Genomic DNA, 13,950 nt, shown 5'->3' on the forward strand with positions numbered 1-13,950 from the left:
GCCCGCGTGTGCGGGCCGCGGCGAAGGCGTTCACGCTGGGAACATGACCACGATCCTGGTGACCGGAGGCACGGGCACACTGGGCGGGCCCGTCTGCGAGAAGCTGCGCGCGGAGGGCCACGACGTGCGGGTGCTCAGCCGGCACTCGCCGCCGTACGCCGTCGATCTGCGCCGGGGCGGCCCGCTCCTGGACCGGGCCGTGGACGGCGTGGACGCGATCGTCCACTGCACGAACATCACGCGCCACGACGAGCAGGCGGCCCGGCTGCTGATCGAGGCCGCGCACCGGGCCGGGGTGCCACATCTGCTGTACATCTCGATCGTCGGCGTGGACCGTGTGCCGCTGGGCTACTACCGCGCGAAGTACGCGGTCGAGCGGCGGATCCAGCAGTCGGGGCTCGGCTGGACGATCCTGCGGACCACCCAGTTCCACGACCTGATCCTGCGGCTCCTGGAGGGGTTGGCGAAGCCACCGGTGATGCTGCTGCCGAAGGCCGTACGGGACCAGCCGATGGAGGTCACCGAGGCCGCGTACCGCCTCGCGGAACTCGCGGCGGGCCCGCCGGCCGGGCGTGTGGCGGACATGGGCGGCCCCGAGGTGCGGACGTTCGCCGAGCTGGCCGCGGCCTATCTGCGGGCGAGCGGGAAGCAGCGGAGGATCGTCGAGGTCCCCCTGCCGGGCAAGGTCTACCGGGGGCTGCGCCACGGAGGTCATCTCGCGCCGGAGTCCGCGGTGGGACGGGTGACCTTCGAGGAGTTCCTGACGGCACGGTTCGACGAAGGAAGCGCCCCCGACCGGCCCACGACCTAGTCCGGTCTGCCCCACATGGGCGCGTCTCGTGTGCTTTGCGGAGTGTTCGGCCGAATTGTCGAGGACCTTCCGGCCATAGTGCGGGCATGACACGCACCCCCTTCCACACGCGGCTGCGCTCGCGTGCGCGCGTCGGCAGCGCGCTGCTCTGCGCCGCTCTCCTCGCCGCCACCGTCCAGACCTCGGCCGCCACCCCCGCTCTCGCGGAGGGTCCCGGCCACCACGGCGACCGCGACTGCGTGAGGACCGAGCGCCCCCTCGACCGTCAGGCCCGCAAGGTCCTGGACATCACCCGCAAGGCCAAGCAGGACCTGAAGCTGAACTCCGTGGAGGTGAAGGTCACGCTCGACGGGCGCGAGGTCCTCACCGACGCCCTGGGCGAGTCCATGACCGGCGTCCCGGCCCAGCCGGACATGCACTTCCGCGCCGGCTCCGTGGCCTTCGCCCACATCGGCACGGCCCTCCTCCAGCTGGTCGAGGAGGGGAAGGTCTCGCTCGACGACACCGTGGAGCGCTGGCTGCCCGACCTGCCCAAGGCCGAGCAGATCACCCTGCGGATGCTGGCCTCCAACACCTCGGGCCTGCACGACTACGTCACCGACCCGGCCTTCCTGGCCGAGCTGGTGCCCCACCCGTTCCGCCAGTGGACCCCGAACGAGCTGCTGGCGTTCCCGTACAGCCACTCGTTCTGGTACGAGCCGGGCACCAGCTGGAGCTACTCCCACGCCAACTACCTGCTCCTGAGCCAAGCGCTGGAGAAGATCACCGGCACCCGGATCGACGAGTTCCTGAAGGAGCGGATCTGGGGTCCCCTCGGGCTGCGCGACACGCAGAACAACTTCACTCCGGACATCCCGAGTCCGGTCCTGCATGCCTTCACCTCCGACCGCGGGATCTACGAGGAGTCCACCTTCTGGAACCCGTCGTGGACCACCGCGCCCGGCGCGGTCATCACCACCGACGTCTGCGACCTGGCACGCTCGGCGCAGGCCATCGGCAGCGGCGAACTCCTCTCGCCCCGCTCCTACCGCACCTTCCTGAACCCGGGCACGGTCGGCCTGGGCGGCGCGACCGCCACGTGTCCCGCCACGATCTGCATCGAGCAGACCGAGGCCGCCCACTTCGGGCTGGGCATCATCGTGGTCAACACCTGGCTGGTCCAGAACCCGTCGTTCTCCGGCTATGCGGCGATCCAGGCGTATCTCCCCTCCGAGCGCCTCGCCATCGCGGTGTCCACGACCAAGACCGCGAACGCGCCGGAAGGCAACACGGCCGAGCAGGTCGCCGAACTCATCGCCGCCGAACTCGCCCCGGACACTCCGCTGACGATCAGCTGACCCGCGAGCCCGGCGAGATCCGAACGAGACGCCCTAGGGCGTGTGCGGCGCTGATCCGCCGGGCACGCCCTGGCCGTGCCGCCCGTGGCTGTCGTGCTCCGGCGGGCCGAAGAGCTCGTCCTGCGCGGCGTCGCGGGCGGCCAGGAGGGCGCCCCGGAGGACTGCCGTGTCCCCGAGTGCGGTGGCGCGGACCTCCGTGCGCAGCGGCGAGAGGGCGGCGAGCCGGGCCTCGACGCGGGCGGCGAGCTCCCGACCGCCACGGTGGCCGGTCTCGCCCCCGAGGACTACACAGCCCGGGTCGAGGACGGAGGCGACGGCCGCCGCGCCGACCGCGAGGCGGCCGGCGAGGGCGTCGAGGAAGGGGCCGTGTCCCGAGGTGAGCGCGTCGGCCGGGTCCAGGCCGTGCTCCACGGCGAGGGCCGCCACCGCGGCCGCACAGGCCAGCTCGTGGAAGCCGCCCTCGCAGCCGGTCGCCGACGGCAGCCCCGAGGTGCCGGGCACCGGCAGGAAGCCGAGCTCGCCCGCGCCGCCGGAGGCCCCGCGGCGCGGCCGGCCGTCCAGCACGACGGCCGCTCCGACACCCTGGCCGAGCCAGAGCAGGACGAAGGTGTCGCGGTCGCGAGCGACCCCGGCCCGCTGTTCGGCGACGGCGGCGAGGTTGGTCTCGTTCTCGACGAGCACGGTCGCCGGCAGCCGCTCCTGAAGGGCGTCGATCAGCCTGCGGTGCCACTCGGGGAGCTTCGCCGAGTCACGCAGCCCGCCCGTGGCGGGGTCGATCAGTCCGGGGGCGCCGACGACGACGCTGTGCAGTCGCTCCACCCCGGCGGACTTCGCGGTCCGTTCGAGGAGGGAGACCGCCTTCTCGACGGCCGGTCCGGTCCCGTCCTTCCCGTCGATCGGCGCCGAGGCCTCCGCGAGCGTGGCGCCGAGCAGGTCGGCGACGGTGAGCGAGAGGGAGTCGGTCCGTACGTCGAGGGCGGCGAGGTGCGCGCGGTCGGCGACGATCCCGTACAGCTTGGCGTTCGGCCCGCGACGCTCCGCGCCGGACTCCCCCACCACCCGGACGAGTCCCGAGCCCTGGAGCCGTTCGACGAGGTCGGCGACGGTGGGCCGGGAGAGGCCGGTCAGCGTCTTCAACTGGGTCGCCGTCAACGGCCCTTCGTCCTGGAGCAGTCGCAGGGCGAGCCGGTCGTTGATGGCCCGGGCGGTGCTCGGAGATGCGGGCATACCGGGATCCTCTCAGACTCTCGTACGTGGACCTCTCCCGCCGATCTATTTATCAGGCAGGGTTCCTGATAGTTTACGGCGGACGTCGACCAGGGAGGGCACATGACGGGCGAGACCGTCTTCAGTACCGAGCGGCTGCGGCGAGCCCGATTCGCCGTCGCCGCGGTCTTCTGCGTCCACGGCGCGGTCACCGGCAGCTTCGCCACCCGCATCCCGTGGATCCAGGACCACGCCGATGTGAGCGCGGGTCAGCTCGGACTCGCCCTCGCCTTCCCTGCCGTCGGCGCCTCGCTCGCGATGCCGCTGGCCGGCGCCATCAGCCACCGCTTCGGCGCCCGCACCGCGCTGCGCGGCCTGCTCGCCCTCTGGACGCTCGCTCTGATCCTGCCGTCGCTCGCCCCGAACATCTACGGGCTCTGCGCGGCACTCTTCTTCTACGGCGCCACCGCCGGCATGTCCGACGTGGCGATGAACGCGCTCGGCGTCGAGGTCGAGAACCGTCTCGGCAAGTCGATCATGTCCAGCCTGCACGGCATGTGGAGCGCGGGCGCGCTCATCGGCTCGGCCGCCGGCACCGTCGCCGCCCACCTCGGCGCGGACGCGCGTCTCCACCACCTCGTCGCCGCGCTCGTCCTGACCGCGCTCGGCCTCGTCTTCTGCCAGGGCGTCCTCGATCTGCAGAGCGCCCCGGACGAGGAGCCGCCGCCGCGCTTCTCGCTGCCTCCGAAGTCCGCCCTGATCATCGGCGCCATCGGCTTCTGCGGAGTGTTCGCCGAGGGCGCGAGCCTGGACTGGTCGGCGGTCTATCTGCGGGACGAACTCGGCTCGTCGGCGGGTGTCGCCGCGGCCTCCACCACCGCCTTCGCGCTGACCATGACGATCGCCCGGCTGGTCGGAGACCGCGTGGTGGACCGGTTCGGCGCCGTACGGACGGTACGGGTCGGCGGTGTCGCCGCGACCGTCGGCGGGCTGCTCGTGGTCCTCGCCCCGCACGCGGCCGTCGCGATGGCCGGATTCGGTCTGATCGGCCTCGGGGTCGCCGTCGTCGTCCCGCTGGCCTTCGCCGCGGCCGGCCGCAGCGGCCCCAACCCCAGCCAGGCCATCGCGGGCGTCGCCACCATCACGTACACCTCGGGTCTCATCGCCCCGTCGGCGATCGGCGGAATCGCCGACGCGACATCGCTGACGCTCTCCTTCGGCCTGGTCACCCTGCTGGCCTTCGGCCTCGTGCTCGGCGCCGGGGTGCTGCGCCAGGGCTCCCGGCCCACGAGCACCGCCGCGGCCGGAAGCGGAAGCCCCGCGACCAGCTCGGGGAAGGTGTCGTAGGAATCGCGGAACATGGTGCCGGAACCTCGGTGACCAGCGGCGCATTAGCATATGGCTGATCTTTTGCGGCCTCGGCAGGGCCGCCGGAACCGGAGAACTGGAGCGACCCCATGAACCTCGGCGTGCGCTGGACCCTGCACGGCGACGGGAGGACACCCGCTCCAGGAGCCGTGGTCCGGCCGGACGAGCGGCTCTCCTGGCCCCGTACGGCCGGGCTCGGCGCCCAGCACGTGGTCGCGATGTTCGGCGCCTCCTTCGTGGCGCCCGTGCTCATGGGTCTCGACCCGAACCTCGCCATCATGATGTCCGGCGTCGCCACGGTGATCTTCCTGCTCGCGACGCGGGGCACGGTCCCCAGCTATCTGGGGTGCTCCCTCTCCTTCGTGGGTGTCGCCGCGGCCATCCGAGCCTCCGGCGGCACCAGCGCGACCGTGACCGGCGCGGTGTTCGTCGTCGGTGGCGCGCTGTTCCTGGCGGGTCTGGCGGTACGGAAGTTCGGCGCGCGGATCATCCACGCGACGATGCCGCCGATCGTCACCGGCGCCGTCGTCATGCTGATCGGCTTCAATCTCGCCCCGGTCACCGCGAGCACCTACTGGCCGCAGGACCAGTGGACGGCACTGCTGGTCATGCTGTTCACCGGCCTGGCCGTGGTCTGTCTGCGCGGCTTCTGGTCGCGCATCGCGATCTTCCTCGGCCTGATCTTCGGCTACGCCATCTCCTGGGTCTTCGACCTGGTCTTCGGCAAGATCCACTCGATGTCCCCGAGCGGTCAGGTCACCGACCACTGGCGGCTCGACCTCTCCGGCGTCTCCCAGGCCGACTGGATCGGCCTGCCCTCCTTCCACGGGCCCAGCTTCGAGTGGTCCGCGATCCTCGTCGCGCTGCCCGTCGTGATCGCCCTGATCGCGGAGAACGCCGGTCACGTCAAGGCCGTCGGCGAGATGACCGGGGACAACCTGGACGACAGGCTCGGCACCGCGATCGCCGCCGACGGCGCCGCCTCGATGCTGTCGACCGCCGTGGGCGGCCCGCCGAACACCACGTACTCCGAGAACATCGGCGTCATGGCGGCCACCCGCGTCTACTCCACCGCCGCCTACTGGGCCGCCGCCGGCTTCGCGCTGCTCTTCGGCCTCTGCCCCAAGTTCGGCGCGATCGTCGCCGCGATCCCCGGCGGTGTGCTCGGCGGCATCACGGTGATCCTCTACGGCATGATCGGCCTGCTCGGCGCTCAGATCTGGATCAACGCCAAGGTCGACCTGCGCAACCCGCTCAATCTGGTGCCGGCCGCGGCGGGCATCATCATCGGCGTCGGCGGAGTGAAGCTGACCTTCACCGACACGTTCGAGATCGGCGGCATCGCGCTCGGCACGATCGTCGTGCTCACCGGCTATCACGTGCTGCGGGCCTTCGCCCCGGAACACCTGAAGCGGCAGGAGCCGCTGCTGGACTCCGGCACCAGCTCGTACGAAGGCAGCACGGACGAGGGCTCCGCCACCAAGTCGTAGGCGATTCGCCCGTTCTGGGGAAGCCGGGCCCCGGGAGTTCCCTCGCGGGACCGGCTGCTGGGACGCTGCCCCCATGGCGCAGACCCAGCAGCTCGGCACCCCGCAGACCGGCTTCGCTCGGAACGGCCCTGATCAGATCGACCCTGCTCGGAAGGGCCCCGGCCGGATCGGGCAGTTCACGGCTGTCGACCCTGTGGTGGAGCGGATGCGCATCATCCGCTCGGCCTGGCACCCGACCGACGGGGTCGCCGTCTTCAACCGCGTGTATCTGACGGTGACGGAGGAGATCGGCCACGCCATCGACGCCGGCACCTTCGCCGACCGACGGGCGGCCGCGACCCTCGACGTCCGCTTCGCGGAGCGCTATCTCGCGGTGGTCGACGCCGTCTCCACCGGCATCCCCGCCCCGGCCTGCTGGCGGCCGCTCTTCCACTACCGGCGCCACCCCGACGTACGGCCGCTGCAGTTCGCGCTGGCCGGGATCAACGCGCACATCGGGCACGACCTCGCCCTCGCCGTGGTCGACACCTGCCGGGAGCTGGAGTGCGCGCCACGGGACCTGGAGGACGAGTTCGACCGCGTCGGCGACATCCTCGTGCTCCTGGAGGAGCGCATCCGCGAGGAGGTGATGCCGGGCCCGGACCTGCTGGAGATCACGGACCCGCTGACGCATCTGCTGGGCTGCTGGAGCCTGGACCGGGCCCGCGACGGGGCCTGGCTCGCCGCGCGCTCGCTCTGGCAGCTGCGGGAACTGCCCGACCTGGCCGAGGAGTTCCGGGAACGCCTCGACCGGTCGGTGGGTCTGGTGGGGCGGATGCTGCTGACGCCGCTCGCACGGCACGGCTGACCACTCTCGCGGCCGCTCGCACGCCGGTGCTGTCCGCCCCACTCCCCCAACGGCACCGGCCCCCGGGAAGTTCCACGGGGGCCGGTCTGCGTCGGATCGGGCGACAGTACGCCGGGATCAGTCCTCCGGAAGTTCCACCGGGGCGATCTCGTCGTACACGTCGCCCGGGCCCGGGTTGGTGGCGTCGGTCGAACCGCCGAGGTGGTGCATCACGCCCCACACGGCGTTGAGCGCGGTCTGCACGGCGCCCTCGGCCCAGCCGGCCGTCCAGGAGATGTCGTCGCCCGCGAGGAAGATGCCCCGCTTGTCCTCCGGCAGCCGGTCCTGCATGAAGTGGGTGAACAGGCGGCGCTGGTAGCGGTAGTGGCCCGGCAGGTTCGCCTTGAAGGCGCCCATGAAGTAGGGCTCGTTCTCCCAGGAGACCGTCACCGGGTTGCCGATGATGTGCTTCCGGATGTCGACCTTCGGGTAGATCTCGCCGAGCGACTTCAGCATGACCTCCATCCGCTCGTTGGCCGAGAGCGGCAGCCACTTCAGGCTGTCGTCGCACCAGGTGTACGAGAGGCAGATGGTGGCGGGCTTGTCCGGGCCGTCGTCCAGGAGGTACGTGCCGCGGGTCATCCGGTCGGTCAGCGTCATCGACATGACGTCGCGGCCGGTCTCCTCGTCCTTGTCCAGCCAGAACGGCCGGTCCACGGGCACGAAGAGCTTGGAGCTCTCCATGTAGTGGGTGCGCTCGATCGCCGTCCAGTGGTCGATCGGGAAGAGCGAGTCGTCACAGGCGATCTTGGAGAGCAGCATCCAGGACTGGGCGGTGAAGATCGCCGCCCGGTACGTGCGGATGTCGCCGGAGGCGTCGGTGACGGTGATCCGGTTGCCGGCGGTGCGGTTCAGCCGGGTCACGGCCGGCTTCGGCGCGCCCTCGTGCAGGGACTGCAGGGAGGTGCCCTGCGCCCAGTGGACGATCTTCTCCGGCTCGCGCTCCCACAGGCGCAGCGGCAGCTGCTGCGAGCCTCCCACGATGCCGCGGTGGTGGTCGTCGGCCTCGGTGTAGACGACGCGGAGGATCTCCAGGATGGAGTTGGGGAAGTCGGTGTCCCAGCCGCCGGTGCCGAAGCCGACCTGGCCGAAGATCTCGCGGTGCCGGAAGGACTTGAACGACTCCGACTCGCACAGGAAGCCGTAGAAGGTCTGGTTGTCGAGCTTCTCGACGAGCTTGGACCAGATCTCGCGGATGCGCGGGACGTCGCGCTCGCGCATGGCCTGGTTCATGTCGGAGAAGTCGGCGCCCTCGTCGAGGCAGGCGTTCCACGCGTTCATCACGTCGCGGTAGACCTGCGGGAGGTCGTCGACGGTCTGCGCGTAGTGCGACTCGCCCTTGAGGTCGACGACGGTCGACGGGGTGGACTCGGCCAGCGGGTTGGGGAACGGCTGCGTCTCCAGGCCCACCAGGTCGATGTAGTGCTGGAACGCGGTGGAGGAGGGCGGGAAGCGCATGGCGCCCATCTCCGCCGTCAGGCCCTCGGTGCCGGTGCCCTCGAAGCCGACGGTGCGCAGTCGGCCACCGATCTTGTCGGCCTCGTAGACGACGGGCTTGAGGCCCATCTTCATCAGCTCGTAGGCGGCGATGATGCCGGAGAGCCCGCCGCCGATGACGGCGACCTCGGTGCCGTGCTCGGTCGCCGGTATCTGCCCCAGACCGGCCGGGTGGGCCAGGAAGTCGTCGTAGGCGTACGGGAAGTCCGGCCCGAACATGGTGATCGGCGGCTGGCCGTCGCTGTGCGGGACGGCGGTCGTGGGCACCGTGGACGTCATGGGGTACGGACTCCTTGCGGGGAAAGCGGGGAAGTGCGGGAAGAGAGGGGGACGGCTCAGACGAGGGAGCCGTAGAGGCCGGGACGCCGGTCGCGGAGGTACGGGTTGTCCTTGCGCGAGGCGGCGAGGAGGGCAGGGTCCACGTCGCCGACGACGAGGTCCTCGCCGCGGCCGGCGCGGACCCTGGCGGTGCCGTCCGGGGCGGCGAGCGTGGAGAGCCCCACGAACTCGAAGTCGCCCTCGGGGCCGGTCCGGTTGGCGTACGCGATGTAGAGCTGGTTCTCGAAGGCGCGCACGGGGACGACGGACTCGGGCACGACCTCGGCGGGGTGCATGAGCGCGGTCGGCACGAGGAGGAGGTCGGTACCGGCCAGGGCATGGGCCCGTACGTTCTCGGGGAACTCGACGTCGTAGCAGATCATCATCGAGACCTTGAGGCCGGCGAGCTCCGTCTGGACCACGGCCTCGTCGCCGGGCGTGAACCAGTGGTGCTCGAAGTCGCCGAAGAGGTGGGTCTTGCGGTAGCGCAGAAGGGTGGTCCCGTCGGCGCCGATGAGCTGGGCGGCGTTGTACAGGACCCCGTGCTGCTCGGTGTCCCGCTCCGGGTAGCCGTAGCCGACGGCCAGGCCGTGGCGCGCGGCGATCGCCGCGACGGCGCGGGCGGAGGGACCGTCGGCCGGCTCGGCCAGGCGTGCCATGTCGGCGCCGATCGCGTAGCCGGTCAGGAAGAGCTCGGGGGCGAGCAGCAGCCCCGCTCCGGCCTCGGCCGCCCGGGCGGCGGCCTCGTCGAGGATCTTCAGATTGGCGGCCACGTCACCGAGCTCACCGGAGCTCTGGAGCAGGGCGGTGCGCAGCGCGGGCATGGGCGATCCTCAGGGGTCCGAAGGACAGGGGAGACGTCAAAAACGGTACGGTTCCGGGCTCGACCGGGACAAGGCGCGACCGTTGCGGACCGACCGTCGAACCGTTGCGCGATCACCGACCGGGGCGGCGATTCGTTGCGCGGTACTCCGACGAGGGTCGTACGGCTCCCCGCCGTGCGGCGGAGAGGAGGACCGTTCCGTGGCGCGACGTCACGCGGCGGGCCGGGCGGAAGAGTGGTGGCTGTCCGGTTGACCTGCCGAAAGGACCGACAATGAACCGTCGTACGAAGATCGCCGCCCTGGCCGCCGCCGCGCTGATCACCGCCGGGGCCGCGGGCTCAGCCGTCGCCTCCGGGGACGGCCGGGGTGGCGACCGGGAGGCGGCCGCGCTGACCGGCAGCGCGAAGATCTACCGGGTGGCGAGCGATGACATCACCTTCTCCTTCGACGCCCATCTCGCGGCGAAGGACAACATGAACCCGGAGGCGGCGACCGGCACCTTCCGGTTCAGCCACTACAAGAACGGCAAGGGCGGCTACGCCGTGGTGAAGGTGGACTGTCTGGTCACGGGCGGCAAGGTGGCCACCGTGACGGGCAAGGTCATCGAGACCGACCTGGATGTGTTCCGGGACCACCGCGTGGGTGTCTCCGTGCACGACCTGGGCAAGCACGACCGCCTGGGCTACAGCTGGGTGACCCAGGACCCCGAGCGAGGTGATGTGCCTCCGTGCCACACCCCGGCGCCGTTCGAGAAGACGAAGGCCGGCACGGGCGACTTCAAGGTGCTGCCCTGGCAGCCGGAGTACCCGACCGAATAGCCCGATGGGCGGTGCGGGAACCACGGCCCGCACCGCCCCTCGCGGCCGCCGGGACTACGCGGGCGAGCCCGACGAGAAGCGCCGCAGCAGCGGCGACAGCACCAGGACCGACTTGGTGCGCTCCACGAACGGCTCGCCCGCGATCCGTTCCAGGACGCGCTCGAAGTGGCGCATGTCGGAGGCGAAGACCTGGACGACGGCGTCCGCGTCGCCGGTGACGGTCGACGCGGACACCACCTCGGGGTACCGCTCCAGACCTCGCCGGATGTCGTTCGGCGAGGTGTTGTGGCGACAGTAGATCTCGACGAACCCCTCGGTCTCCCAGCCGAGCGCCGCCGGGTCCACCCGTACGGTGAAGCCGGTGATGGCGCCCTCGGCGCGCAGCCGGTCCACGCGCCGCTTGACGGCGGGCGCGGAGAGTCCGACGAGCGAACCGATGTCGGCGTAGGAGCGACGGGCGTCCTCCGCGAGGGCGTGGACGATGCGTTCGTCGAGGTCGTTGAGTCGCACTACGGGTGGATCACTTCTCTGCGTCGGTGGCCACGACGTCGGTGGCCAGGCGGGAGCGGCGCATGCCGTACAGGAAGTAGAACACGAGGCCCACGGCCATCCAGCAACCGAAGACCACCCAGGTGATCGAGTCGAGGCTGAACATGTTGTACACGCAGAAGCCGAAGCCGAGGATCGGGAAGGTCCAGCCCAGCGGCACGCGGAAGGTGCGGTCCATGTCCGGGCGGGAGCGGCGCAGCACGATCACCGCGATGTTGACCAGGGCGAAGGCGAACAGGGTGCCGATGCTGGTCGCGTCGACGAGCTTGCCCAGCGGGATGACGGAGGCGAGGGCGGCGCAGAACAGCGAGACGATGACGGTGTTCACGCGCGGGGTGCCGGTCTTGCCGCTGACCTTGCCGAAGACCTTGGGCACGAGGCCGTCGCGCGACATCGCGAAGAGCACACGGGTCTGGCCGTAGAGGACGGTCAGCACGACGCTGGCGATCGAGATGACGGCGCCGGCGGCGAGCAGGGTGCCCCAGAACTTCTGACCGCTCACGTCGTTCATGATCGCGGCGAGCGAGGCCTCGGAGCCCTCGAAGTCCTTCCAGTTCCACGCGCCGACGGCGACGGCCGCGACCAGGACGTAGAGAACGGTGACGATGATCAACGAGAGCATGATCGCGCGCGGGAGGTCGCGCTTCGGGTTCTTCGCCTCCTCACCGGCGGTGGAGGCGGCGTCGAAGCCGATGTACGAGAAGAAGAGGCTCGCGCCGGCGGCGCTGACACCGGCCATGCCGAGCGGCATGAAGTCGGCGTAGTTGCCGGACTTGAAGCCCATGAAGCCGATGGCGCAGAAGAGCACCAGCGCGGCGATCTTCACGAACACCATGATGGTGTTCACGAGGGCGGACTCGCGGGCGCCGCCGAGCAGGAAGACCATCGCGAGCAGGACGACGATCAGACCCGGCAGGTTGACGATGCCGCCCTCGCCCGGGGCGGAGGAGAGCACGTCGGGGATGGTGACGCCGATCGTGCCGTCGAGCAGCTCGTTGAGGTACTCGCCCCAGCCGACCGCCACGGCGGCGACGGAGACGCCGTACTCCAGGACCAGGCACCAGCCGCAGACCCAGGCGACGAGTTCACCCATCGTTGCGTACGCATACGAGTACGAGGAACCGGCGACCGGTATCGAGCCCGCCAGCTCGGCGTACGAGAGGGCGGAGAAGAGCGCCGTGAGACCGGCGATGACGAAGGCGATCGTGACCGCGGGGCCGGCCTTCGGAACGGCGTCGCCGAGGACGACGAAGATGCCGGTGCCGAGCGTGGCACCGATGCTGATCATCGTCAGCTGCCACATCGAGAGCGAGCGCCTGAGCGAACCGCCCTCGCCCTGGCCACCCTCGGCGACCAGGCGTTCTACCGGCTTGCGCCGCGTCAGGGCGGCGAGCCCTGAGCTCTTGGGGACGGTCGGCTCGGTGGCCGGTGAGGCCGTGCCTTGATCCAGCACTGCGAAGGCTCCTTGATCGCTGCCTGTCGAAATGCGACGACCACGGCGGTACGCGGGCATGACGAAAGAACCCGCGAGGGAAGGGGGAACCGCCGAGCAGGCGGTCGCCGCCACTCCTGGTACGAGGCATGAGCCTAAGCCCCCATGCTTCGCGCTCGTAATGCAGGGTTGTTGCGCACTGGCAGATGATCATTGCGCACTTGGAGCCCGGACGGGGAAACATTGCGCCCCCTCGCATGAATCGGCACATGGGGGCGATAAGCGGGGTGTGAAGCACGCACGGCATGCGCATTGACTCCTTGTGCCGGATGACCGACTCTGCGAGCCCGCTGCGTCACCTCGATCGGAGGCTTCGGTGGGTTGGCTGGACCCCACTCCCTATCTGCGCGGCACGGCCTGGCTCGACGGCGGCCGTGCGGTCCGTGCCGACCCCGCCGACCTGGCGCGGCTCCCCTGGGACACGGCCGAGCGGGCCGCGCTGCCCATCGGGGTACGGGTGGAGTTCACGGCCGCGCCCGGCACCCGGGCGGTCGAGCTGCGCTACCGGGCCGCCGTGCCCGCGACGGGCGACGCGATGCGGGCGCTGCGGCACTGCTTCGCACTGTGGCGGGACGGACGGTGCGTGGGCGAGAGCTTCACGATGCCGGCGGAGGAGGCCACCGTCACGCTCGAACTCCCGCCTGACGGAGGGACGTTCGCGGTTCATCTGCCGGAGAGCCAGGCACCGGTGGTGCTCGGCCTTCGGGCGCGCGACGGCTCCCTCGCCCCTGCCCCCCGGCGGCCGCGCTGGCTGGTCCACGGCGACTCGATCACCGAGGGCTGGTGGTCGACCCGGCCCGCGCACTCCTGGCCGGCGACGGCGGGGCGGCTGCTCGGCCTGGACACGGTCAACCTGGGCTTCGCGGGGGGAGCGCGCGGGGAGCTCCCCCTCGCCGAGCAGCTGGCGAGCCTGCCGGGCGAACTCGTCACCCTCGCCTTCGGAACCAACTGCTGGTCCCGAGCGCCCTGTTCCGCGGGCTGGCTGTACGAGACGGTCCGCGCCTACGTCCGCCTCGTGCGTCGGGGCCACCCCGACGCCCCGCTGCTGATCCTCTCCCCCGTGCTGCGCCCGGAGGCCGAGACCACCCCCAACGTCCTGGGAGCCACGCTGGAGGACCTGCGCACAGCCATGGAGGACGCGGGCCGGGACCTGGCGGCGGAGGGCGACGAGCGGCTCCTGGTGCTCTCCGGCCGCTCCCTGCTCGACCCCGAGGACCTGGCGGACGGACTGCACCCCAACGACCGGGGCCATGCGCGGATGGCGGCGGCGGTCGCGGACGCGCTGCGCCCCCACGTCCGCGCCTGAGGCCCGGCACGGACCCGGATACGCGGCAGGGCCCCGCGAGACGTCTCG

General features: G+C 71.1%; 12 protein-coding genes. 7 read left to right on the plus strand and 5 right to left on the minus strand.

All coding sequences use genetic code 11. The features are described from left to right. Nucleotides 1-43: 43 nt before the first annotated feature. Both ACFQ7Q_RS29810 and ACFQ7Q_RS29815 read left to right on the plus strand, forming a co-directional pair. On the plus strand, nucleotides 44-811 hold the full coding sequence (locus ACFQ7Q_RS29810; RefSeq protein ID WP_383560364.1) for an SDR family oxidoreductase: 768 nt from the start codon (nucleotides 44-46) through the stop codon (nucleotides 809-811). 86 nt (nucleotides 812-897) lie between these two features. After that, complete coding sequence (locus ACFQ7Q_RS29815) at nucleotides 898-2,148, plus strand: serine hydrolase domain-containing protein (protein WP_383560365.1); 1,251 nt, start codon at nucleotides 898-900, stop codon at nucleotides 2,146-2,148. 33 nt (nucleotides 2,149-2,181) lie between these two features. On the opposite strand, the gene ACFQ7Q_RS29820 is transcribed toward ACFQ7Q_RS29815, so the two are convergent. Further along, complete coding sequence (locus tag ACFQ7Q_RS29820; protein ID WP_383560366.1) at nucleotides 2,182-3,375, minus strand: ROK family transcriptional regulator; 1,194 nt, start codon at nucleotides 3,373-3,375, stop codon at nucleotides 2,182-2,184. A 102-nt stretch (nucleotides 3,376-3,477) separates the two neighbouring features. On the opposite strand from ACFQ7Q_RS29820, the gene ACFQ7Q_RS29825 reads away from it, so the two are divergent. The 3 genes from ACFQ7Q_RS29825 to ACFQ7Q_RS29835 all read left to right on the plus strand — a co-directional run bounded on the left by ACFQ7Q_RS29825 (nucleotide 3,478) and on the right by ACFQ7Q_RS29835 (nucleotide 7,059). Further along, on the plus strand, nucleotides 3,478-4,701 hold the full coding sequence (locus ACFQ7Q_RS29825; RefSeq protein ID WP_383560367.1) for an MFS transporter: 1,224 nt from the start codon (nucleotides 3,478-3,480) through the stop codon (nucleotides 4,699-4,701). 110 nt (nucleotides 4,702-4,811) lie between these two features. Then, a complete protein-coding gene (locus ACFQ7Q_RS29830; RefSeq protein ID WP_383560368.1) occupies nucleotides 4,812-6,212 on the plus strand; it encodes a uracil-xanthine permease family protein in 1,401 nt (466 codons plus the stop codon). 166 nt (nucleotides 6,213-6,378) lie between these two features. Next, complete coding sequence (locus ACFQ7Q_RS29835) at nucleotides 6,379-7,059, plus strand: DUF5995 family protein (protein WP_383560413.1); 681 nt, start codon at nucleotides 6,379-6,381, stop codon at nucleotides 7,057-7,059. Nucleotides 7,060-7,176: 117 nt separating this feature from the next. On the opposite strand, the gene ACFQ7Q_RS29840 is transcribed toward ACFQ7Q_RS29835, so the two are convergent. Beyond that, on the minus strand, nucleotides 7,177-8,874 hold the full coding sequence (locus ACFQ7Q_RS29840) for a flavin monoamine oxidase family protein (RefSeq protein ID WP_383560370.1): 1,698 nt from the start codon (nucleotides 8,872-8,874) through the stop codon (nucleotides 7,177-7,179). A gap of 56 nt (nucleotides 8,875-8,930) precedes the next feature. After that, nucleotides 8,931-9,737 carry a carbon-nitrogen hydrolase family protein gene (locus tag ACFQ7Q_RS29845; protein WP_383560371.1) on the minus strand — a complete coding sequence of 269 codons (807 nt, stop codon included), beginning with the start codon at nucleotides 9,735-9,737 and terminating at the stop codon, nucleotides 8,931-8,933. 272 nt (nucleotides 9,738-10,009) lie between these two features. Here ACFQ7Q_RS29845 and ACFQ7Q_RS29850 point away from each other — a divergent pair, with 272 nt between their 5' ends. Further along, the gene (locus ACFQ7Q_RS29850) at nucleotides 10,010-10,555 is read left to right on the plus strand and encodes a Repetin (protein ID WP_383560374.1); all 546 of its coding nucleotides are present in this window, start codon (nucleotides 10,010-10,012) and stop codon (nucleotides 10,553-10,555) included. A 54-nt stretch (nucleotides 10,556-10,609) separates the two neighbouring features. Here ACFQ7Q_RS29850 and ACFQ7Q_RS29855 read toward each other — a convergent pair whose 3' ends face one another. Beyond that, nucleotides 10,610-11,065, minus strand: coding sequence for an Lrp/AsnC family transcriptional regulator (locus ACFQ7Q_RS29855; protein WP_030204433.1), 456 nt, complete (start codon nucleotides 11,063-11,065; stop codon nucleotides 10,610-10,612). A gap of 10 nt (nucleotides 11,066-11,075) precedes the next feature. After that, entirely contained in the window at nucleotides 11,076-12,557 is a 1,482-nt protein-coding gene (locus ACFQ7Q_RS29860) for an amino acid permease (protein ID WP_383560377.1), read from the minus strand. A 355-nt stretch (nucleotides 12,558-12,912) separates the two neighbouring features. Between ACFQ7Q_RS29860 and ACFQ7Q_RS29865 the strand changes: the two genes are divergently transcribed. Then, nucleotides 12,913-13,902: a GDSL-type esterase/lipase family protein gene (locus ACFQ7Q_RS29865; RefSeq protein WP_383560380.1), complete on the plus strand. Its 990-nt coding sequence runs from the start codon at nucleotides 12,913-12,915 to the stop codon at nucleotides 13,900-13,902. The last annotated feature ends 48 nt before the right edge of the window (nucleotides 13,903-13,950 follow it).

Source organism: Streptomyces sp. NPDC056527, from assembly GCF_042794475.1.
Classification (GTDB): domain Bacteria; phylum Actinomycetota; class Actinomycetes; order Streptomycetales; family Streptomycetaceae; genus Streptomyces.